Here is a 20,326-nt window from a genome sequence, read left to right as displayed (position 1 = left end):
CGGCCGGCGGCGTTCCGGCGTTCGGTCAGTTGGTGCACAGCTGGTAGCCCACCCCCCGGACCGTGCGTATCAGTGACTGGCCGGGTTCGCCCAGTTTGCGGCGCAGATAGTAGATGTAGGTGTCGACGACACCGGAGCCCTCGTCGCGGTGGTTCCAGACGCGTTCCTGGATCTGCCCGCGGGACAGGACACGTCCGGGGTTCTCCATGAGGTAGCGGAGCAGGGCGAACTCGGTGGTGGTGAGGTCGACGGGGCGGCCCGCTGCCCACACCTGGTGGGCGTCCGCGTCGAGTTGCACCTCCCCGGCGCGCAGCCGGTTGCGGTCGGCGGCGGGCGGGGCGCCGCCCGCCCGGCGGAGCAGCGCCCGTACCCGTGCCGCGACCTCCTTGAGCTCGAAGGGTTTCGTGACGAAGTCGTCGCCGCCCATGTCGAGGCCCCGCACCCGGTCGTCGATGCCGCCGAGACCGGTCAGGAAGAGCACCGGTACCGCGTTGCCGCGCTCGCGCAGCGTCCGGCAGACCTCGAAGCCGCCCAGGTCGGGCAGATTGACGTCGAGGAGGATCAGATCGGGGTCGTGGCGGGTGACGGCCTGGAGCGCCTGGCGCCCAGTGGCCGCGGGGATCACCCGGTAGCCGAGGAACTCCAGGGCCATGGTGAGCATGGAGCGGATCCCCTCCTCGTCGTCCACGACGAGGAGGCGGCCCGAATCCGAGGAGACAACAGAGGGCACAGGGGCGGTCATGTCCTGTTCCTTTGCACCGTGACCTCAAATTGAGATCTCAAGTTTTCGGCAGGGTTTGCGTATCCTCACACGTACCGGCAGGTAAGGGAGGGCGGTTTCGAAATCATTCGGAATGACTCGTTCCTCACAGCCGAAACGGGAACCCGGCAGCCGCCGAATCGTTCCGCCTTTTCGGCCCGCCGGACCCGACCGTCCCTCGCTCTCTCCCCAACGCACGTGAGCGCGCCCGGAGTTGGACCGGGCGCGCTCGACGTGGTGCGCTGTGAACCGACGGGATGTCAGCTCGTGAATATGAAGTACTTCCAGCTGCCGTGAGTCGTCGTGTTGACGTTGTCGCCGGAAGTGGTGTCGACGTACGAGGACCGGATCCGGAAACGGACGCCCGTGCTCGGGGTGCCGGTCAGCTCGACCGCGCCCACGCCGCCGGACTCCAGAGCGAAGTACTGCTGGCCCGTGGTGTGCCAGGCGCCGTCGTAGTACGCCTGGACCTGCACCCGGTACTTGCGGCCCGGGTAGTAGGTCATCCGCGTCGTGAACAGCGGGTCCACGGACTGGCGGAAGTAGTAGTAGGTGTGGTTCCAGGCGTAGTTCGTCTTGTAGTGGCGGCTCGGGGTCGTCGACACGCTGACCTTGGTGTAGACGCGGCTCGTCGCCGTCACCGGCTTGTAACGCGCGTCGCCCGCGAACTTCGCCGTGAGCTTGGTGTCACGGGTCAGGTCGAGGGTGACCGACAGGTTGCCCGAGGAGTTCACCGTCCCCGACTTGACCAGCGTGTTCGGCTTGTCGGAGCCGTAGGGGTCGGCCCAGATCTCGACCTTGCGGTTCGTGTACGTGGTACCGAGGTGCGCGGTGAACGTGACGTCCGCGCCGTACGCGTAGACGTTGCCGTTCTTGTCGAGCGTCAGCGACGGCGTGGCGCGGGAGACCTCGACGGTGTCGGAGGCGCTCGCGGCGGCATGCTTGGTGTCCCCCGCGTAGGAGACGGTGTACGTCACCGAGCCACCGGCGGGCGGGGTGTCCTTGAAGGAGTACGTGCCGTCCGCGGCGACCGTGACCGGGGCGAGCGCCTTGCCCGCCGGGGACTCCAGGTCGGTGCGGGTGACGGAGAGCGTCGTCCCGGGGGCGAAGGCCGTGTCCGAGGTCAGCTTGCCGGTGACCGTCAGTTCCTGGGCGCGGGTCGCCGTCGCGGGCGCGACGACCGAGAGGGTCGTGGGCGCCGGGGCGGTGTCGTCGAGGTCGCGCAGCGCGTAGCCGCCGGTGCTCGTGGCGACCACCGCGAACAGGTGCGACTCGTCGGGCGCGAAGGCGAGGCCGCCGGGCACCAGGGTGCCCGCGCCGGTGCCGTCGGCCGTGTTCGTGAAGTCGTAGACGTGCTCGGTGGTGGTGGCGCCCGGCTCGTAGACCCAGACGTCCGGCTCGTACATGCCGTCGATGCCCGCGGCGACCGTGCCGTCGGGGGCGATGTCGACGGCGTTCGGGTACGCGTCAGTGGGGTACTTGCCGTCCGGCGTCAGGTCGGAGGTCTTGTACACCTGGTGGAAGTACGGGGCGCCGCTGGCCACCACGAGGTGGGAGCCGTCGGGGGTGAGGGCGAGGTCGCGCAGGTTGCTCGCCACGTAGTCGCCGGTGTTCGGGCCGGTCGCCTTCTTCGTCGCGGTCCCGGACGACACGTCGTAGACGGCCACGGTGATCGGGCTCATGCCCTCGATGCCGGCCGCCAGGGTGTTCGGGGCGCCAGGGGTGGAGGTCAGGGTCGGGGCCGCGTACCAGCCGCCGTCCTGCTTGAGGGTGACCACCGGGTCCGGGCCGGACACGTCGAGCGAGCCGATGTTGCCCTGGGCGGCGGCGCCGTAGCCGAACCACAGCTTGCCACCGGCCCACGCCGGGTACTGCGGGTCGGTGCCCTCACCCGTCGGGTACCGCTTGGCCTCGGTGACCGTCGCGGTGTCGATGGCCACGATGGAGTCGTCGCCCGGCACCGCCGCGTACAGCGTGCCGGAGTCGGGGGACAGCTCCAGGCCCTTGGCCCCGGGCAGCGAGACCACGCTGCCGACGACCTGGCCCGCGTAGTCGGTGGCGACGATCTTGCCGCCGGTCGGGTCGGAGACGAAGACCCGCTGGTGGGCCCCGTCGACGACGATGTCACCCGCCGACTGCACCGGCAGCGGGGTGCTGGTGTCGGCGACGGCCGGTGTGGCCCCGGTGACCGCGAGCGCGGCCGAACTGAAGAGGACGGCCAGAGCGGTGGCCGTCGGAAGGGTGCGCTTACGCACGTGTTCGAACCCCCCGGAACGAAGAACGAGAGAGCGTCGCGAGTGCCTGGGCGGCACACGGGCGCATGGAGCGAAGACTAGATCAAGCCACTCGCGGGGGCTGCGGAGGGGGCCTGCTGAGATGCCGGCGGTGTCCACCGCCACTCTCGAATCCGTGATGAACTGCGACTTTTCGCTCTGGTGGTCAGTTCATGCCGTACTTTCACGGCTGTCCCCTGGGCGCATTTCGAGACACCACTTCGTGGTGCTCGGAGCGAACACCTCCCGGGTTCCGGTCGCGCCGGCCCGACGCGTCGGCGTGAGCCGTCGGTGATTCAAGTCCCTTTGTTCGCAAGCCGGTTCGGTCGCACAGGCAACCTACAGGTTCCGTTTCGCCTCCTTCGGGGCGTGAGGCGCTTCCGTTACGGGCGGGGCGCCCGCGCTCGAAGCGTGGGGAGGGACCCTTGAACCAGGCCCGGCGAACAGGTGTCGCCGCCGTGGTCGTGCTCGCGGCACTGGCGGGAACACCCGGGGCGGCACAGGCCCAACCGCCGTCAGGAACCGTGACGACGGTGACGGCATCGGACAGCGGGCTGCCGCCGGGATGGCGCGTCACCGGCGAAGGGGCGCAACGGGAACTGGTCTGGCGGTCCAAGCGGACCGTGCCCATGGGCGACGCCCGGGTCGAGTTCCACGCCGGCGACCAGCTGCTCGGTGTACCGGAGGCGGCCAAGGACGGCCGTACGTTCCGGCTCGCGCTCGACCAGGACACCCCGCTCGAGGACCTGCGGGTCATGGCGGCCGGACGCCGACTGGACGCTGCGGCCGACGGCTCCGGTGGCCCCGGTGGCCCCGGCGGCAGCGGGAGCGACGCGCCGGACGCGGGGCGACCCCCGGCCCAGCCCCCGGCGAACCCCGTCGACCCAGGCAAGCCGGGCCCCTACCGCACCGTCTCCGGCGAGTACGACCTCCCCCCGGTGAAACTGCCCGGCTTCGCCGAGCCGGTCGAGATGCAGGCCGTCGTCGTCGCGCCGAAGGACGCCACCGGCAAACGGCCGCTCGCGCTGTTCCTGCACGGCCGGCACGGCACCTGTTACAAGCCGGGCGGCGACGACGTGACCGGCGACTGGCCCTGCCCGGCCGGCCAGAAGGCGATCCCGAGCTACAAGGGCTATCTCCGGGACCAGAAACTGCTCGCCTCCCAGGGCTATATGACGGTGTCGATCTCGGCGAACGGCATCAACGGCCAGGACGGCGAGATCGCGGACGGCGGCGCGCAGGCCCGTTCCTCGCTGGTGCGCCGGCACCTCGCCCAATGGGCCGACTGGACCGCTCACCGGGGCGACGCCCCGGCCGTGGTGCGCGACGCGCCCGAGGCCGACCTCTCCCGGGTCCTGCTCGTCGGCCACTCGCGCGGCGGCGAGGGCGTCAACCGGGCGGCGATGGACAGCCTCTACCCGGCGCCCGCCGCACAGGACGGCTATCGCGGCCCGGTCCGCTGGAAGATCCGCGGCACCGTGCTCATCGGACCCACGATCTTCGGCCACAACCCCGTCGCCGACGTCCCGTCCGTGACCATCCTGCCCGGCTGCGACGGCGACGTCGCCGACCTCCAGGGCGAGGTGTACGTGGACGGCACGCGCGGCGTCAGCAAGGGCAGCGCCCTGCACAGCGCCGTGTACGTCGTGGGCGCCAACCACAACTTCTTCAACAGCGAGTGGACGCCCGGCCAGGCCGAGGCGCCCGCCGAGGACGACTTCTGGGAGGACCCGGACAGCCACGACCGGGACAGGGTGTGCTCCGCGCGCAGCCGTACCCGGCTCACCGCCGGCCAGCAGCAGAAGGCCGGCGCCACCTACACGGCCGCCGCGGCCCGGCTGTTCGTGGCGGGCGACGACCGGGTACGCCCGCTGCTCGACGGCTCGGACCGGCGCGCCCCGTCGGCCGACCCGGCCAGGGTGCTGACCCACGCCGTCGGCGCGCGCCGCACCGGCGGACTCCTGCCCGACGACGGGGTGAGGGTGACCGGCGGCCGACTGTGCGCCGCGGTCGACCCCGCCCCGGCCAAGGCCTGCCTGAGCAGGAAGGTCAAGGGGGCGTCCCCGCACTTCGCCTGGTGGCAGTCGCAGAAGGAGGCCGGCCGTAGCGCCGTCGCACTGAAGTGGTCCGCGGCGGGCCGGGCGACGAAGGTCACCGCGGCCAAGCCGCTCTCCCTGTCCGGTGCCAAGCACCTGGCGCTGCGGGTGATCGTGCCGCCGAACACCTCCGGCACCAAGCTGGACGTGTCCCTGACCGACTCCGCCGGACGTCGGGCGAAGCTCGGCCGCGTGAAGGTCGACGGGCTGCCCGGCACCGAGCGCACCGCTTCCTACTGGGCGCGCGAGGTGAGGGTCCCGCTGACCGCGGCCGGCCGCGGTGGATTCGACCTCAAGCACGTCAAGAGCCTCACGCTGACCCCGCGTTCGAAGTCCGGGCAGGCCTGGATGATGGATGCCTGGGGCTGGGCCCCGGGCACTGGGGCGGTCACCGCCGCCGCCCTTCCGCGCGTCGACATCGGCCGCCTCAGGGTCAAGGAGGGCGACTCCGGCACCCGCACCTACCACGTCCCGGTCCAGGTCTCCGGGCACGGCAGCGGCAAGGTCCGCTTCTCGGTCCTGGACCCGGACACCGGCCGCACCGTGGACAAGCTGGTGACGGTACGGCCCGGGGCGAGCCCCATCGATGTGCCGGTCGTGGTGAAGGGCGACACCCGCTTCGGTTACGAGCAGAGGCAGGACCTCCTCGCCAAGGCGGTGCGCGGCGCGGTCGTCGGCTCGTACGAGGGCGGTGTCACCGTGGACAACGACGACCCGGCGCCCGAGCTGAGGCTGAAGCCGGTCGTCGACCGGGTGACCGAGGGCGGGAAGCTGACCTGGCGGGTCACGCTCTCCACGCCGGCCGAGGTGGACATCCGGCAGGAGGTCCGGGCGCTGCCCGTCACCGAGGGCGTCGAGCTGTCCACCAAGGACGTGGACCCGCGCTGGCTGGAGAACGTCGGTGAGCGGCCCGATCCGGAGCGCCCGCTGTCCCAGGCGGGCCTGTGGATCTCGTTCGACATCAGGGCCGGGCGCACTACCGCCGACATCACCGTACCGACGGTGAAGGACCGGGTGACCGAGCCGGCCGAGTCGCTGCGCCTGGCACTGACCGGCGCGGACGGCGAGCCGCTTCCCGGCCCCGGGGCGACGGGGACGGTCGTGGACGCCTCGTAGGACCGGCGCCCGGAACGCGGCGGGGGCCTGGACCGTGTGACGGTCCAGGCCCCCTTGCCGTGCCCGGCCTGCGGACGAGAGCCCTCAGCTGGTGAAGATGAAGTACTTCCAGGCGCCGTACGTCGTGGTGTTGACGTTGTCGCCGGACGTCGTGTCGTGGTACTCGGAGCGGAAGCGGAAGCGGATGTTCGTGGTCGGGGTGCCCGTCAGGGTGACCTCGGAGACGCCGGACGTGCCGAGGGCGAAGTACTGCGAGCCCGCGTCCCGCCACGCGCCCTCGTAGTAGGCCTGGAGCTGGAGGCGCTGCATGCGGCCCGGGTAGTACGTCATCGTCGTCTTCAGGACGGGGTCCTTGGACTGGTGGATGTAGTGGTAGGTGTGGTTCCACGCCCACTGGGTCTTGTAGTACCCGCTGATCGAGGACGCGATCCGGACCTTGGTGTAGACGGTGTTGGTGACGGTCCTCGGCTTGTAGCGCGCGTCGCCCGCGAACTTCACCGACACCTTGGTGTCCCGCTTCAGGTCGAGGGTGACCGACAGGTTGCCCGAGGAGTTCACCGTCCCCGACTTGACCAGCGTGTTCGGCTTGTCGGAGCCGTAGGGGTCGGCCCAGATCTCCAGCTTGCGGTTCGTGTACGTCGTACCGAGGTGCGCGGTGAACGTGACGTCCGCGCCGTACGCGTAGGTGTTGCGGTTCTTGTCGAGCGTCAGCGTGGGCGTGGCGCGGGAGACCTCGACGGTGTCGGAGGCGGAGCCCGGCGCGTGGTCGGCGTCGCCCGCGTAGCGCACCGTGTACTTCACCTTGCCGCCGACGGTCGGGGTGTCGGTGAAGGAGTACGTGCCGTCGGCCGCGACCGTCACGTCCGCGAGGGCCTTGCCCGCCGTGGACTCCAGGTCGGTGCGGGTCACCGTCAGCTTCACCCCGGCCGGGAGGGCCACCTTCGAGGTGACCTTGCCCGTGACGGTGAGCTGCTTGGCGCGGGTGGCCGTCGCCGGGGCGTTGACGCTGATCGTGGTGGTGGCCTTGGTGGGGGCCTCCAGCACGCGCAGCGAGTACACGCCCTCGTCGTTGTACGTCACCGCGAACAGGCGGGACGCGTCCGGCGCCCACGCCAGGCCCGAGTCGGGCAGTTCGTCGCCGCCGCTGCTGCCGCCGGTGTTCGGGAAGTCGTACTCCCGGACCGAGGTGGTGGAGCCCGGCTTGTAGATGTAGACGTCCGGCTCGTAGATGCCGTCGATACCCGCCGCGACCGTGCCGTCGGGCGCCACGGCGACCGAGTTCGGGTAGCTGTCGCTGGCGTAGGTGCCGTCCGCCGTCAGGTCGGAGGTCTTGAACACCTGGTGGTGGTACGGGGCGCCGCTGGCCACGATGACGCGCTGCCCGTCCGGGGTGACCGCGAGATCGCCCATGTTGGAGCCGCCGGTGTCCACGGCCGCCGTGCGGCTCGCGGTGCCCGAGGAGACGTCGTACACGGCGAGCTTGCTGCCGCCGGGTTCGCCCGCGGCCAGGGCGGTGGCGCCGGGGGCCGCGTCCAGGATCGGCGCGTAGTACCACAGGTGGGTGGTGTCCTGGTCGAGGGCGACCGCGGGCTCCTCGCCGGAGAGGTCCAGCGATCCGAGGTCGCCGCTGCCGGCCGCGCCGTAGCCGAACCAGACCTTGCCACCGGCCAGGGCGAGGCTCACCGGGGCGTCGCCCACGGTGTAGCGGGCGGACTCGGTGTACGTCGCCGTGTCGACGGCCACGACGGCGTCCGCGTCCCGCACCGCCGCGTACAGCGTGCCGGAGTCCGCGGACAGCTCCAGGCCCTGGACGCCGGGCAGGTTCGTCAGCTGCTTGACGACGATGCCGTGGTAGTCGGTGACGACGATCTTGCCGCCCTGCGGGTCGCTGATGAAGACGCGCTGATGGACGCCGTCCACCGCGATGTCCGCGCTCGTCGCGACCGGAAGGACCATGGTGCTGTCGGCCACCGCCGGGGCGGCCGTACCGACCGCGAGCGCGGCCGAGCTGAAGAGGACTGCCAGCGCGGTGGCAGCCGGAAGAGTGCGGATAGGCACGTTTTCGAACCCCCCGGAACGAAATGCAAGGGAGCGCCGCGAATGCCTTTTCGGCTCGCGGGCGAGTGAGCGAAGACTAGGTCACGCCTCTGACAGAAGCGGCACGGGGGTCCTTCCCGTTTCGACCACGCTCCCGTGCTCGCGTGGTTACGCTCGGTGCATGTCGAACGTACGCCGACTCGACCCCAGTGCCTCGCCGTTGGACTACTTCGGCTCGGAGCTGCGCCGCCGCAGAGAGGAGGCGGGCCTGACGCAGGGGGATCTGGGCTCAGCGATCTTCTGCACGGGTTCGTTGGTGGGGCAGATCGAGACAGGCAACAAGGTCCCGACGAGGGAGTTCGCGGAGCGCCTGGACGCGGCGCTGATGACGCACGGCCTGTTCTCACGGCTGGTAGGGCTGGTCCTGCGGAGCCAACTGCCCCCGTGGTTCCAGCCGTTCGCGGAGATGGAGGCGAAAGCGACGTACGTCTCCACGTACCAGTGTCAGCTGGTGGACGGGCTCTTCCAGACCGAGGCGTACGCACGCGCGGTGCTGGGTGTGGAACAGCGGGACAAGCTCGACGAGATGCTCGCGGCGCGGATGGAGCGCCAGCGCATTCTGCGGCGGGAGCAACCGCCGATCTTGTGGACCGTGCTGGACGAGGCCGTCCTGTACCGGGAGATCGGCGGCCGAGCGGTCATGCGGGAACAGCTGGCCCACCTGCTCGGCTTCTTCGGGCGTCCTTGGACGGAGTTGCAGGTGCTTCCGTTCTCGGTCGGCCAGCACGCCGGCATGATGGGGTCCTTCACTCTTCTGCGGTTCGACGACGACCCTGACCTCCACTACAGCGAGAGCTACGACCAGGGCCATATGACGGCCAATCCGCAAGTAATCAGGGAGCGTTCGGTCGGATACGCTCGCTTGCAGGCCGAAGCACTGTCCCCCAGGGAGTCGGCGGCGTTGATCGCCCGCGTGATGGAGGAACGCTATGAGGAGCAGCCTGGAACTGACGCGCGCTCAGTGGCGTAAGTCGTCGTACAGCGGGAGCAGCGGCGGCCAGTGCGTCGAATGCGCCCCCCTCGGCACCGCCCAGTGGATCAAGTCCTCTCACAGCGGCGACACCGGCGGCCAGTGCGTCGAAGTAGCCCCCCTGACCCCCCACATAGCCATCCGCGACTCCAAGAACCCCGACGGCGGCATCCTCAGCCTCTCGGCCGCGGCCTTCTCCGCCTTCCTGGGCCACGTGTCGGGCGACCGATAGCCGAGGTCGAACGGGGAGCGGGCCGCCCGCGTCGTGGCGGGCGGCCCGCTGCTCGTCAGCTCTCCTCGCCCGCGCGGCGCCGACGCGCGAAGTAGACCCCGGCCGCACCGATCGCCACGACCGTCGCGCCCGCACCCGCGATCAGCGGCGTGCTGCTGGAACCGCCGGTCTCGGCCAGCCCTCCGTTCGTCTTCGGGTCGTTCGCCCCCTTGCCCTTGTCCGAGTCCCCGTCCGTGCCGGTCTCGGGCGTGGCCGGCTCGCTCGGGGTCGGGGACGCGCCGGGACGGGGCGCGTCGCTCTTGGCGAGTACCGCCGCAAACGCTCCCGCGATCACCTTGTGGCCCTCGGGGTTGGGGTGCGGGTCCTTCATCTTGCACGCCCAGGTCAGCGTGCAGATCTTGGCCACGTTCGCCGGGACCTCGCCCACGCCGGGAACGTTCACCTGGGTGGTGAAGTCGTCCGAGGAGAAGGCCGCGGCCACGTCCGCCACCTTGAAGCCGGTGGACTTGTACACCTGGGTGATCCCCGTGTTGGCGGCCTCGATCAGGGGCGCCGACTCCTTGGCGGCCTGCTGCCCGGCCGCGCCCTGCAGCCAGGCCGCCAGGAACGGGTTGTGGTAAGTCGAGCCCACGAACTGGGTCTTCTTCCCGCCCGCCTGGCGGAGCGCGCCCGTGACCTGGGCGAGGTTCTTCGCCATGCTCTGGCTGCGGTTGTTCAGGCACGCGCCGTCGAGGGCGCCGACCGGGCTGACGCAGTTGAGGAGGATGTCGTTGGCGCCGACGCTGAGGGTCACATAGGCGACCTTGCCGCGGTGCTGGGCCATGGCCTTCAGCGCGGCGTCCAGCTGGGACTTGGCGTTCGGGTAGTCGCACTTCCCGCCGCTGATCAGGGACTCGGTGGTCTCAGCGGTGCAGCCGAGGCGTATGTGCTTCAGCCCGGGAGTGCGCTGCTTGAGCTGCGCGTACAGCTGGTCGGTGTAGGCGGAGTCGGTGTCCTTGTCCACGTCCGGCTGGTACCCCGAGGCCAGGGAGTCGCCGAGCGAGATGTAGTACGTGGCGGCCTGGCTGTCGCTCGCCTCGTCGGCGGCGGCCGGCCCGGGCGTGCCCAGCGCGATCGTCAGGGCGGCGACGGCCAGAGGGGGGCCGAAACGCTGAAGGGAACTCTTCACTTGCGTGCGCTTTCTAGTGATGGGGGGTGAATACCCGAGGAGCGGAGTGAAGCTCGCCTGAAAGCAGCGAAACTCAGCCGCTACGGTTTTCGGGCACCCAGATGTGACCTTCTTGTGAAGGTGCTGGGGGCTGTCTCCATGGGCTGCATGCCTGTTTGGCTCACCTCGGAGACGCGGCGTCAATCTAGCAGCGGTGATACCGAATTCGGTACGGGGGTACGAGAAAGCGATGGTAGCTACGCACGTGTAACCAATCAGAAAGGCTCGGCTGTACGGGAATTGGTGACCGGACCCGTTGGTAGCAATTCTCTGAGTGATCAACTGGGCAGACCTCGCGATCAGACCGCCACCTGCACAGGAGCTGAACTGGGCCGGGATGGGTGGAGGTTTACGGGTCGGTCCGGCTACCGGTCGGGGATGTTCACGCGCAGTGCTTTGCCTCTTGTTCGATAGGTCGACTAACGCCGAGTCCTCATGTTCGGCCGGTCGAATGAAGTCGACCGCGGAATACGATCGTTGAAGTCAATCCGGTTCACTCATTCCGCGGAGTTGGCCAACGCGCGGTGGATCGGCTCGACACCGAGCGCCGTGTTGAACTCGTCGATGAACCATGAGCGCCGCTTTCGCCCCGCCGACCGCCGCCCTCGCCTCAACGCCCCGGCCGGCACTGTATGCCACTGGCCTTCAACTGACCCCAGACAAAGGCGAATTCGCACACCCAACAGAAAACCGGTCCTCGGTTGCGCTCGCCTCAGGTGACAGCCCCACCGCCGAGGACTCGGCGGCGGCCTTCTCCGCACTCCTGGACCAGGTCCGGGCCGGCTTGGCGCCCCGCCGGCGGCGATCGACCGTGAACCGCGCGCCGGTCGTAGAGCGGCCCCGGAGAAACGGAGGGTGCTCACCGGGCGTTCTGGATCGAATGGGCGGGTGTGAGCGCGCGGCCGGTCTCGGCCGGCCAAGGGCTGTCCCGTGACGTTCGCCTCGTCCGCGAAGTCCTCGGCGGCGGTGAGACGGGCGAGCAGAGAGGGGAAGTCCGGGGCGAGGGGCAGCTTAGAGTTGTCGTCCGCGTCGAACCAGGTCACGGACGGTTCCCCTGGCCGGCCACAGGCCCGATGGTCGAGCCCGATCCAGTAGTGCCCGTCACCCGAGACCAGTTACCACGTCCGTCGGCAGTCCCCTCTCTTCGACTCTCTTCGACGAGGTGCGGGCTGTCGAGCATGGACGGCGTTCGGGCGCGGCGGCCGATGCCCAGCACACTGTCGAACGGGACGTGGTCGGCACTCCATGAGGTCGGCCGGTGTGTGGGGAAGGCGTCGTGGGTGTCGCCGACCTGGCCGCCGTTCCGGGCGCGGAGCAGTCGCAGCAGCGAGCCGGGGATTGTGACGCCCAGCAGCTCCTCGGCCTCCTGGACCGCTCGGTCGGTCAGAGGTGGCTGCACCCCGTGGGCGCCGTCGGTGCCCCGGAGGCGGGGCCGGAGATCGTCGACGCCTGTCATGACCCGCATCGTGGGCGGACGGTAGGTTCTGCCTGACCGGATGAAGGGGGAAAGCGTGCGTGGCGCCGTGGTGACGGAGGCCGGGGACCGGATCCGGTGGGTCGAGTGGGCGGGGGAGGAACCCGGCCGTGTGTATGTGCACGGGCTGGGGGCCGCTTCGGGGCCGTACTTCACGGCCGTGGCCACGCATCCGGCGCTCGCCGGGCGGCGGTCGCTGCTCGTCGACCTGCTGGGGCACGGGATCAGCGACCGGCCGACGGACTTCGACTACTCCCTGGAGGCGCACGCCGACGCGCTCGCCCGAGCGCTGAGGGTGGCGGGTGTCGGCGGCGCCGAGCTGGTCGCGCACAGCATGGGCGGGTCCGTGGGGATCGTGCTGGCCTCCCGGCACCCGGAGCTGGTGTCGAAGCTGGTGATGATCGACTCCAATCTCGATCCGCTCACGCCCGCCCACGGCGTCGCCGGGAGCAACGGCATCGCGGCCTACTCCGAGGAGGAGTTCCTGGCCGGCGGCTGGGCGCAGTTCGCCGGGCTGGCCGGTGCCGAGTGGTGGGCGACGATGCGGCTGGCCGGGCGGGAGGCGCTGTACCGCAGTGCCGTCCGGCTCGCCCACGGCACCCGCCCCACCATGCGTGAGCTGCTCCTCGACCTGAAGATCCCCCGTACGTATCTCCACCCCGAGGCGGACGGCCCCCTCCCCGGCGCCGACGCCCTCATCGCGTCCGGCGTGAGCGTCGTCCCCGTACCGGACTGCGGCCACAACGTCATGCTCGACAACCCGGAGGCGTTCGTACGGGCGACCGCGGCGGCGCTGGCCGACTGACCGGCCCGCTGCCGGTCAGGCCGTGGACTTCGGCCGTGACGCGCCGCCGCCCTGCGCGCGCAGCTCCTCGTTGATGCGCTGGGCCTCTTCCAGCTGGTCCTCGAGGATGACGATGCGGCAGGCGGCCTCGATGGGGGTGCCCTGGTCGACGAGCTCACGGGCCCGGGCGGCGATGCGCAGCTGGTAGCGCGAGTAGCGGCGGTGACCGCCTTCGGAGCGCAACGGGGTGATCAGGCGGTGCTCGCCGAGGGCGCGGAGGAAGGCGGGTGTGGTGCCGAGCATCTCGGCGGCCCGGCCCATGGTGTACGCGGGGTAGTCGTCGTCGTCGAGATTGTCGGTGAGACGGGAACTGGTAGGCGGCATAAACCTCTTCTTCCGGGGACACGTCGGGGGGCTCGGGCGCCATACGGCACCCGAGCCCCGAGCTTCTAACACCATCTACCGGCGTACTGCGCCGGTCTTCTGTATCCGCAGGGTCCGCCCGGGAGGGCGGGGCTGCGGGGATCGCGGATGCGTGACCGGGGACCACCTTCCAATCCGGGGCCTGCGGTGACCCGGGCGGACTTCTCACTCGCCCGGGCGATCCTGATGGCGTCTGCTCCTTACCTTCGGTTGTGCGGTCGTCCTACTGGATGACGCTGTACTGCTTGTCCTGCTTGCACGGCAGTTCATGTCTGCCGCGCCCTCTTCGACTCAAGGGGTACAGAAAAACGGTAGCTCGCCGACCGGGCAATGTCTACTGCGGCGGCTATAGATTTCCTGCCGGAGATCAGGTGAGCCTTTCTGTCGCCCATCTGTTCGAAGGTGGGTGCCGGGTGCGGAACCGTAACGGCACACTCGATCGAGTGAATGGCCCCGGACTCCTCCTACGGCCTTCCGGTCCACGCTGAGACCGTCGCGCTGAGCGAGGGAGGTCTGTCATGGCGACGGCGCAGCCGATCATCATGCCGGAGTACCAGGGCGAGGCCATCCACGGTCCGTACGACGACCCTGACGGAGACAGCGACGCGGACAGCGGTGTGCCCGACCGTACGGGCGCGAGCGTCGAGCAGGTCTTCGAGCTCTTCAGTGCGACGGCTCCCAGGGGCTGGCGCGTGGAGCTGATCGAAGGAGAGATCTGCGTGACGCCTCCGGCGAACGGGGGCGCACGAGGAAATCGTGTCCGAGCCGGCCGACCAGGTCACCGAGCGGCGGACCGACCGGTCCCTGCGTAACTACACCGGAATCGGCCTCAACGTCCCCGGCGCTTCCGCGACCGGCCACGTCGTCCCCGATCTGGTCCTCGCCCCCAAGGGCACCTTCGGTGATGCGGAGGAGCGGCACGACACCTCCGCCGTGCTCCTCGTCGCCGAGGTCACCTCCGTAAGCACCGCCGAGCGCGACCGCGAGAAGAAGATCCACGGCTACGCCCGCGCCGGCATCCCTCTCTACCTGCTGATCGACAGGGAGCGGGGCGAAGTGGTCGTCCACTCCGAGCCCTCGGGGGACGACTACGCCAAGGGCTCCACGTACAAGCTCGGGCTCGCCGTGTCCCTGCCCGAGCCGCTCGGGTTCGAGCTGGACACGGCCGAGTTCTGAGGAGTCGACGGACGTCGTCAGCGGGGGACCGCGTTGGCCAGGGTCATCAGGGTCGCCACCGCCAGCGACGCTGCGGCCAGGGCTCGGGTGTGGCGGGTCAGGAGTTCTCGGAGCATGGCGACCTCGCAGCGGCTGCGGCGGCAGCGGAGGCGACTGCCGACAGTGGGCTGAGTGGCGGAAGAGCGGAGCGGCTGAGCGGCAGGGCGGGCGGTGGCCAGGGGCCGGGTGGGTCACCGAGCATGCTCGGTGCGTCGCTCAACGTAAGGCTTTGGTCTACCAACGGCAAGAGGGCCCACGGGAGTTGGGGTAAACCGGCTGGCATAAGCGGGCTTACTGGCATGCTTACGTCATGGTAGGTATGGCCGAGCGTGACGACCCCGAGGTCATAGGGCGCAGAGTCCAGCAACTGCGGACCGAACGTGGCCTCACACAAAGGCAGTTGGCGGAGCCCGCGTACACCCCCGCGTACATCTCCACCCTGGAGTCCGGACGCGTCCGCGCCTCGGAACCCGCCCTGCGGCATATCGCCGAGCGGCTCGGCATCGGATACGAGGAGCTGGCCACCGGACGGCCCCCCGGCCTCGCCACCGAGCTGCGGCTGCGGCTCACCGGCGCGCAGCGCACCCTCGCCACCGGCGCCACGGAGGCCGCCACCGAGGGCTTCGCGTCCGTGCTCGCCGAGGCCGAGGAACACGGTCTGCTCGCGGAACAGGCCGACTCCCTGCTGGGCCTCGGCGAGTGCGCGCTGGAGACCGGCGACCTGGAGACCGCCCGGATCCGCTTCGAACAGGCCGAGCAGCGACTCGGCGACGCACCGCTCCCCGCCCGTGTCCCCGCCCTGCGCGGCCGGGCCGTCGCCCACTACCTGGCCGGCGAACTCCGCTACTCCTGCTACCTCTTCGAGTCCACCCTCGACGAGCTGAACCGCACCGGCCTGCACGACCCCGACGCCCTGCTCCTCCTCTACACCGGCGTCATCGGGCCGTACATGGACATGGGCGCCCACGCCCGCGCCGCCCAGGCCGCCGAGCTGGCCCTCGCCCTCGCCCCGCAGTCCGGCGATCCGGCCCTCGTCGCCCGGATGCACCGGTCCGTCGCCCGCACGATGATCGCCGAGGGGCGTATCGCCGATGCCGACGCGTCCCTCGCCAAGGCGTCCGAGCTGTACCGGCAGCTCCAGATCCGCACCGAGCTGGCCAACTGCCACTGGATGCGCGGCTACCTCCACGCCCAGAACGGCGACTACGAACGCGCCGAGGCCGAGCTGCGCGAAGCCCGCCGCATGCTCTCCGCCAAGCGTGCCGCCCTCTACACCAGCCAGGTCGCCGTCGAACTCGCCGACGTCCTGCACCGCCGCGGCAAGTCCGAGGAGGCCGCCGAAATCCTCCATGAGGTCCTCGCCGACCTCACCTCCGAACGCGGCGCCCTGCACTCCGCCGCCGCCCACCGTCTCCTCGGCATCATCGCCGAGGACACCCGCGACACCGAGGCCGCCGAGGAGCACTACGTCCGCGCGCTGAGCCTGCTGGAGCGGGCGGGAGCGGCGGGCGACCTCGCCGACCTGTGCCGTCTGCTGGGCGACCTCTTCCGTCGTACGGGCCGGGCCGAGGCCGCCCTCGACGCCTACCGCACCGGCCTCGGGCACCGTACGGCCCCGGGCACCACCACCCTCGGCCCCGCCCCCGCACAGCCCCCTCTGTGACGGGTCCGGGGTGCCCGAACCGGCCCGCTCAGCTGCTGAAATCCATCTCCGCGAGCACCTTGTCGTCGCCGTCGTAGACGGTGACCTTGTGCACCGGGTCCTCGAAGTCCAGTGAGCGGGCGGTCTCCTCCGGGACCTTCACCCGGCCGTACCAGACGCCCCAGCTGGTGTTGCCCCGCAGCCGCAGGACCGTGCCGTTGATCGCGGTGCCGTCGTAGGCCCTGATCTCGACGCGGGCGGCGGCGGTGCGCACGCCGTAGAAGAGGCCGGAGACGAGATAGCCGCCGGTGGCCGTGCCGGAACCCTGGAGGGAGATGCCGGGCTCGGCGGTGTCGAGGTTGCCGTCGACGACGCTGCGGAACTCCTCCATCGGCGTCACGCCCGGCTCGGGTTCCGGGGAGATCCAGTGCTTGCCCTCCGCCGTGAGCCAGAACTCCGAGCCGTCCTCGGCGGTCACCCGCTCGCCCGGCGCGAGGACCCGTACCTTCCCGGCGGGAGGCTCGGACGGAGCCGGTGAGGACCGGGTGGCGGCGGGGGCCGACGCCGGCGGTGCCATCGGCTCGACGGACTCCGCGGGGCCGCCGGGGCGGAAGGCGAGCACCAGGAGCGGGAGCAGCAGCAGGCCGCAGCCGGTGCTCAGCGCAGCGGCCCGGCGGCGCAGCCGTCGCCGGCGGCCGTCGCGGCGGATGGCCTCCAGCGGCACGGGCGGCGGGGCGATGTCGTACGCGGCCTCGGCGAACACCTCGCGCAGCCGCCGCCCGGTCTGCGTGGCGGCGTCCTCGCCGTCGGCTCCGGCACCGGTGCCGGTCGGGTCGTCGGTCCCGGCGGTCGGGTGGTTCATGGGCGGGCTCCGGGGACGGGCGAGCGGGGCGACGGGGGGAAGGGGGCGGTGGCGGACCGGCCGCCCGGGGCGGTGCCGGTGGTGGTCCGGCCGTCCTCGACGGACGCGGCGGCGAACACGGGGTGGGCGCGCAGGGCGGTCAGCCCGCGCCGGACATGGGTCTTGACCGTGCCGAGGGAGCACCCGAGCAACTGGGCGATCTCGGTCTCGCTGAGGTCCTCCCAGAACCGCAGCACCAGCACGGACCGCTGCCGTGCCGACAGCGCCGCCAACGCCTCGTCGAGCGCGGCCCGTTGGGCGACCGACTCGGCGTGCCCGGCCTGCCGCTCGTGCACCCGCTCGGGCAGGAACGGGGTCAGCAGATGAGCCACGCGTCTCTTGCGTACGCGGCTGATGTTGTTGTTGACCAGCGAGCGCCGGACGTAGAAGTCGATGTCGTCGTGGGGTATGCGCCGCCAGCGGGCGTACACCTTCGCCAGCGTGGTCTGCACGAGATCCTCGGCCTCGTGGAAGTCGCCGGTCAGCATGTGCGCGGTGCGCACCAGACGCGGCCAGGCGGCGGTGGCGTACGCGGCGAAGTCGCCGTCCTCGGGCGATCCGGGATTCTCGTGCGGCACGGACGACGGTCCTCGGGGTCGGGAACGTGGGAGAGCGTGCCGTGCGGGCGGGGCGTGGTCAGGTCCCGCGCCCGCACGGTCACTTCGGTGTCGGTGGCACCGGTCGGGCGCCGGGTCAGACCCCCGGGATACGGAGCTGGGAGTAGACCCGGCCCTTGGTGTCGTAGACGGTGACGCCGCGCAGGAAGTCCTCGCCGCTGTCGTCGTCGGGCAGCGGGGTGGTGGCGTACCAGACGCCCCAGCCCGGCTTCCCGGCCAGCTCGATCAGCTTGCCGTGGACCGTGCCCTCGCTCGTTTTCACCTGGACGCGCGAGGCGGTGCCCTTGCCGCCGTAGTAGAGCCCGGAGAGGTGGTAGACGCCCTCGTGGCCGCCCGCCTGGAGCGAGACGCCGGGCCGGCTCAGGTCGATGTTGCCGTCGACGACACTGCGGAACTGCGGGAAGTCGGGCAGGTCCGGCTCGACCCAGTGCTTGCCCTCGGCGGTGAGCCACAGCTCGAAGCCGGGCGCGGCGACGACATGCTCACCCGGCTTGACGATCTTCGGCGTCGGCGCCTTCCTTGCGGCGGCCACCTCGGCCGCGACCGCTGTTCCGTGCGCCGTCTCCCCCCGCGAGACGGCGTACGACAGCGTCGGTGCCCCCGCCAGCAGCGTGGTCAGCGCTGCGACGGCGACGTACTTGTGCATCCGTGCCATGGACATGAACGGACAACCCCCATAGACGTGCCATGTGGCTCTGTTGTTCTGACACCCCGTAAACCCCCGTGCCGTGTGGGTCGGATGACACGCGGGACGGAAAACTTTCCGAACGGGTTCCGGGCGGTGCTCAGTGGTGCACCGCGACGCGCAGGGCCGCGGGCAGCCGGCTCGGCCCCTCGTCCCGCACCCCCTCCCCGCTGTTCGAACAGCCCGCGAGTAACGACGCGCCCAACGCGCAGGCGACGAGCGAACGGGCGAGACATCGGCGGATCCGTGACGCTCCCGAGGTCATTGGCCCCCCTGTGATGAGTCCTGGGTGTGTTTCGATGTCGGGCGTACGTGGCGTACGTCCGGGACCTGTACGCACGACGGGGGCGACCGGGTTGCACAGCGGCCCGACAGACTTTTCGATGACGGCGGGGACATGACCGAGGAAGAGTTCGACGCGTTCTACGCCGCCGCGTTCCCCCGGCTGACCGGCCAGCTCTTCGCCTTCACCGGGGATCACGGCGAGGCGCAGGACGTCGTGCAGGAGGCGTTCGTCCGGGCCTGGGACCGGCGGCGGGATTTCCTCGCGGACGGGGCGCCCGAGGCATGGATACGGACGGTGGCGATGCGGCTCGCGGTGAGCCGTTGGCGGCGGGCGCGCCGCTGGCTGGAACTGATGCGCCGTAACCCGCCCCCGGAGCACGCGCCCGGTCCGGAACCGGAGCGGGCGGTGCTGGTCGACGCGTTGCGGAGACTGCCGGAGGCCCAGCGCATGGCGGTCGTCCTGCACCATCTGTGCGATTTGAGTGTCGAGCAGGTAGCCTCCGAGACCGGTGCGCCCGTGGGTACCGTCAAGGCCAGGCTGTCCCGTGGCCGGGCGGCACTGGCACGCGAACTGGCCCCCGGCGAGGGCGCGAAGGAGCACGGCCGTGTCCGATGAACTCACCCGCCGCCTGCGGGAGTTGGCGGAATCCGCCGAGACGGGGCCGCGTCTGCCCGGCGCCGGGATCCGCGCTGTCGCCGGACGCCGCCGGCACCGCCGCCGGACGACCGCGTTCCTCGCCGGGGGCTGCGCGGCCGCGACCCTGGCCGCCGTCCTCACGGTGCACGTCACCGGCGAGGGCACCGGCCACGGTGCCGAACAGCGCTCCTCACCGCAGGCGAGTCCCAGCCACGGCCCGACCCCGGGCCAGGACATCCCCTACGTCACGGTCGACCTGGCCCGCCGGGTCCTCACCACCGAGGGACGTGAACTGCCCGTCTCCGCCGGCACCCCCAAGGCACCGACACCGACGGGTCTGATGACCGTCACCGGGAAGGCCACCGCCAAGCCGGTCACCGGCGAGACGGCGGGCCGCGACGACTCCTACGAGGCACGCCTGCTGTGGGTCCTCGAACTGGCCCCTCTGGACAGGACGGGCACCGCCCCCGGCGAGAAGCCCGGCCCTCGTACCTACATCGCCGCCACCCCCACCGACGAGAAGGCCCCCGGCGCCTACGACACCACCACCGGCTGGATCGCCCTCCGCCGCTCGGACGCGGCCTGGCTCTACGAACAGCTGCCGAAGGGCGCGGTGATCGAGATCATCCCCTCCACCGCGGTCGCGACGGCGACCCCGACCATCGCACCGTGACCGGGCACCTCCTCCGACCAGGGGCCGGCGGCAGAGGGCGCGGGGAACGGCGCGACCGGCCCCGACGCACCCGTACCCGCCGACCCGCCGGCACTGCGCATCCCCCTCGGGCCGAGCGACAAAGGGGGTGTGGGGGGGGGGGGGGGGGGGGGGGGGGAGGCGAGGGGGGGGGGGGGGGGGAGCGCGAGGAAGGGAAAGTGGGGTGGGCCCTGGGGAGGGGGGGGGGACCACAAATGGCG

General features: G+C 71.0%; 16 protein-coding genes and 1 pseudogene. 8 read left to right on the top strand and 9 right to left on the bottom strand.

Annotation, left to right across the window (positions count from 1 at the left end; genetic code table 11):
* Positions 1-25: 25 nt before the first annotated feature.
* Both ACZ43N_RS11190 and ACZ43N_RS11185 read right to left on the bottom strand, forming a co-directional pair.
* Entirely contained in the window at positions 26-742 is a 717-nt protein-coding gene (locus tag ACZ43N_RS11190) for a response regulator transcription factor (protein WP_468096734.1), read from the bottom strand.
* A 278-nt stretch (positions 743-1,020) separates the two neighbouring features.
* Positions 1,021-3,015, bottom strand: coding sequence for an Ig-like domain repeat protein (locus ACZ43N_RS11185; protein ID WP_468096732.1), 1,995 nt, complete (start codon positions 3,013-3,015; stop codon positions 1,021-1,023).
* A 443-nt stretch (positions 3,016-3,458) separates the two neighbouring features.
* Between ACZ43N_RS11185 and ACZ43N_RS11180 the strand changes: the two genes are divergently transcribed.
* Positions 3,459-6,245: an alpha/beta hydrolase family protein gene (locus ACZ43N_RS11180; protein WP_468096731.1), complete on the top strand. Its 2,787-nt coding sequence runs from the start codon at positions 3,459-3,461 to the stop codon at positions 6,243-6,245.
* An 84-nt stretch (positions 6,246-6,329) separates the two neighbouring features.
* Here ACZ43N_RS11180 and ACZ43N_RS11175 read toward each other — a convergent pair whose 3' ends face one another.
* Complete coding sequence (locus ACZ43N_RS11175) at positions 6,330-8,297, bottom strand: Ig-like domain repeat protein (RefSeq protein ID WP_468097070.1); 1,968 nt, start codon at positions 8,295-8,297, stop codon at positions 6,330-6,332.
* A 166-nt stretch (positions 8,298-8,463) separates the two neighbouring features.
* Here ACZ43N_RS11175 and ACZ43N_RS11170 point away from each other — a divergent pair, with 166 nt between their 5' ends.
* Together ACZ43N_RS11170 and ACZ43N_RS11165 are read left to right on the top strand one after the other, a co-directional pair.
* A complete protein-coding gene (locus ACZ43N_RS11170; protein ID WP_468096730.1) occupies positions 8,464-9,312 on the top strand; it encodes a helix-turn-helix domain-containing protein in 849 nt (282 codons plus the stop codon).
* Complete coding sequence (locus ACZ43N_RS11165; protein WP_468096728.1) at positions 9,272-9,544, top strand: DUF397 domain-containing protein; 273 nt, start codon at positions 9,272-9,274, stop codon at positions 9,542-9,544. The genes ACZ43N_RS11170 and ACZ43N_RS11165 overlap by 41 nt, the downstream gene beginning before the upstream one ends.
* 55 nt (positions 9,545-9,599) lie before the next feature.
* Here the strand turns inward: ACZ43N_RS11165 and ACZ43N_RS11160 are convergent, their stop codons facing one another.
* A complete protein-coding gene (locus tag ACZ43N_RS11160) occupies positions 9,600-10,664 on the bottom strand; it encodes an SGNH/GDSL hydrolase family protein (protein ID WP_468097069.1) in 1,065 nt (354 codons plus the stop codon).
* Positions 10,665-11,790: 1,126 nt separating this feature from the next.
* A complete protein-coding gene (locus ACZ43N_RS11155; protein WP_468096726.1) occupies positions 11,791-12,207 on the bottom strand; it encodes an SMI1/KNR4 family protein in 417 nt (138 codons plus the stop codon).
* Positions 12,208-12,262: 55 nt separating this feature from the next.
* Here ACZ43N_RS11155 and ACZ43N_RS11150 point away from each other — a divergent pair, with 55 nt between their 5' ends.
* On the top strand, positions 12,263-13,030 hold the full coding sequence (locus tag ACZ43N_RS11150) for an alpha/beta fold hydrolase (protein ID WP_468096724.1): 768 nt from the start codon (positions 12,263-12,265) through the stop codon (positions 13,028-13,030).
* Positions 13,031-13,045: 15 nt separating this feature from the next.
* Here ACZ43N_RS11150 and ACZ43N_RS11145 read toward each other — a convergent pair whose 3' ends face one another.
* On the bottom strand, positions 13,046-13,393 hold the full coding sequence (locus ACZ43N_RS11145; protein ID WP_468096723.1) for a MerR family transcriptional regulator: 348 nt from the start codon (positions 13,391-13,393) through the stop codon (positions 13,046-13,048).
* A 557-nt stretch (positions 13,394-13,950) separates the two neighbouring features.
* On the opposite strand from ACZ43N_RS11145, the pseudogene ACZ43N_RS11140 reads away from it, so the two are divergent.
* Positions 13,951-14,608: pseudogene (locus tag ACZ43N_RS11140) on the top strand (Uma2 family endonuclease).
* 358 nt (positions 14,609-14,966) lie between these two features.
* Complete coding sequence (locus tag ACZ43N_RS11135; RefSeq protein WP_468096722.1) at positions 14,967-16,310, top strand: helix-turn-helix domain-containing protein; 1,344 nt, start codon at positions 14,967-14,969, stop codon at positions 16,308-16,310.
* A 28-nt stretch (positions 16,311-16,338) separates the two neighbouring features.
* On the opposite strand, the gene ACZ43N_RS11130 is transcribed toward ACZ43N_RS11135, so the two are convergent.
* The 3 genes from ACZ43N_RS11130 to ACZ43N_RS11120 all read right to left on the bottom strand — a co-directional run bounded on the left by ACZ43N_RS11130 (position 16,339) and on the right by ACZ43N_RS11120 (position 18,462).
* Positions 16,339-17,151: a hypothetical protein gene (locus ACZ43N_RS11130; RefSeq protein WP_468096720.1), complete on the bottom strand. Its 813-nt coding sequence runs from the start codon at positions 17,149-17,151 to the stop codon at positions 16,339-16,341.
* The gene (locus ACZ43N_RS11125) at positions 17,148-17,768 is read right to left on the bottom strand and encodes a SigE family RNA polymerase sigma factor (protein WP_468096718.1); all 621 of its coding nucleotides are present in this window, start codon (positions 17,766-17,768) and stop codon (positions 17,148-17,150) included. Before ACZ43N_RS11125 ends, ACZ43N_RS11130 begins: the two co-directional genes overlap by 4 nt.
* Positions 17,769-17,883: 115 nt before the next feature.
* Positions 17,884-18,462, bottom strand: coding sequence for a hypothetical protein (locus ACZ43N_RS11120; protein ID WP_468096717.1), 579 nt, complete (start codon positions 18,460-18,462; stop codon positions 17,884-17,886).
* 427 nt (positions 18,463-18,889) lie between these two features.
* Here ACZ43N_RS11120 and ACZ43N_RS11115 point away from each other — a divergent pair, with 427 nt between their 5' ends.
* Together ACZ43N_RS11115 and ACZ43N_RS11110 are read left to right on the top strand one after the other, a co-directional pair.
* Entirely contained in the window at positions 18,890-19,393 is a 504-nt protein-coding gene (locus tag ACZ43N_RS11115; RefSeq protein ID WP_468096715.1) for a SigE family RNA polymerase sigma factor, read from the top strand.
* Complete coding sequence (locus ACZ43N_RS11110; RefSeq protein WP_468096713.1) at positions 19,383-20,087, top strand: L,D-transpeptidase; 705 nt, start codon at positions 19,383-19,385, stop codon at positions 20,085-20,087. Before ACZ43N_RS11115 ends, ACZ43N_RS11110 begins: the two co-directional genes overlap by 11 nt.
* The last annotated feature ends 239 nt before the right edge of the window (positions 20,088-20,326 follow it).

Source organism: Streptomyces sp. NPDC030814 (genome assembly GCF_055572155.1).
This window is presented reverse-complemented; position numbering and strand designations above follow the sequence as displayed.

Bases quoted from the DNA above. Each gene is read 5' to 3' on its own strand.
- ACZ43N_RS11145 (WP_468096723.1), bottom strand. From the start codon at position 13,393: ATGCCGCCTACCAGTTCCCGTCTCACCGACAATCTCGACGACGACGAC.
- ACZ43N_RS11135 (WP_468096722.1), top strand. From the start codon at position 14,967: ATGGCCGAGCGTGACGACCCCGAGGTCATAGGGCGCAGAGTCCAGCAA.
- ACZ43N_RS11190 (WP_468096734.1), bottom strand. From the start codon at position 742: ATGACCGCCCCTGTGCCCTCTGTTGTCTCCTCGGATTCGGGCCGCCTC.
- ACZ43N_RS11170 (WP_468096730.1), top strand. From the start codon at position 8,464: ATGTCGAACGTACGCCGACTCGACCCCAGTGCCTCGCCGTTGGACTAC.
- ACZ43N_RS11165 (WP_468096728.1), top strand. From the start codon at position 9,272: ATGAGGAGCAGCCTGGAACTGACGCGCGCTCAGTGGCGTAAGTCGTCG.
- ACZ43N_RS11130 (WP_468096720.1), bottom strand. From the start codon at position 17,151: ATGAACCACCCGACCGCCGGGACCGACGACCCGACCGGCACCGGTGCC.
- ACZ43N_RS11115 (WP_468096715.1), top strand. From the start codon at position 18,890: ATGACCGAGGAAGAGTTCGACGCGTTCTACGCCGCCGCGTTCCCCCGG.
- ACZ43N_RS11120 (WP_468096717.1), bottom strand. From the start codon at position 18,462: ATGGCACGGATGCACAAGTACGTCGCCGTCGCAGCGCTGACCACGCTG.
- ACZ43N_RS11155 (WP_468096726.1), bottom strand. From the start codon at position 12,207: ATGACAGGCGTCGACGATCTCCGGCCCCGCCTCCGGGGCACCGACGGC.